At 53.1% G+C, this 611-nt stretch carries 1 protein-coding gene; it reads left to right on the forward strand.

The features are described from left to right. Window positions 1-611, forward strand: a 611-nt coding sequence (locus tag MM213_RS20780; RefSeq protein WP_439647579.1) for a CLIPPER-2 domain-containing protein, incomplete at both ends; no start/stop codon positions are given.

Below are 611 nucleotides of genomic sequence, written 5' to 3' on the forward strand. Positions count from 1 at the left end.
GCGGCAGCGTGCAGAATGTAGCGAGCGCGACGGGCACAGATCCTGACGGCGATCCTACGGATCCTGCGACTGATGAAGAGGAAGTAGACGGTCCTGTCTTGAACCCATCGCTATCGGTAGTTAAGACTGCCACGTCGGTTAACGGCGATGCGGGGGCGACAAGCTTCGGTGCTGTTGGCGATGTGATTGCTTACAGTATAGAGGTGGGCAACGATGGYAATGTTACCCTGACCAATGTTGCGGTTAACGATCCATTGACAGGTCTGAGCGAGACGATAGCAGTATTGGCTCCTGGTGACAGTGAGACCTTTACGACGACCTATACAGTAACACAGGCAGATATCGATGCGGGCAGCGTATTGAATGTAGCGAGCGCGACGGGCACAGATCCTGACGGCGAGCCTACAGATCCTGCGACAGATGAAGAGGAAGTAGACGGTCCTGTCTTGAACCCGTCGCTATCGGTAGAAAAGACGTTGAGTTCAATCAACGGCGACGCTGCCCTGACCCAGTTCAGTGCTGTTGACGATGTGATAGCGTACACGATAGTAGTGAGCAACAATGGTAATGTTACCCTGACCAATATTGAGGTAGAAGATCCATTGACAGGC

The sequence above is a fragment of the Belliella alkalica genome (assembly GCF_022549785.1).
Lineage (GTDB): Bacteria > Bacteroidota > Bacteroidia > Cytophagales > Cyclobacteriaceae > Belliella > Belliella alkalica.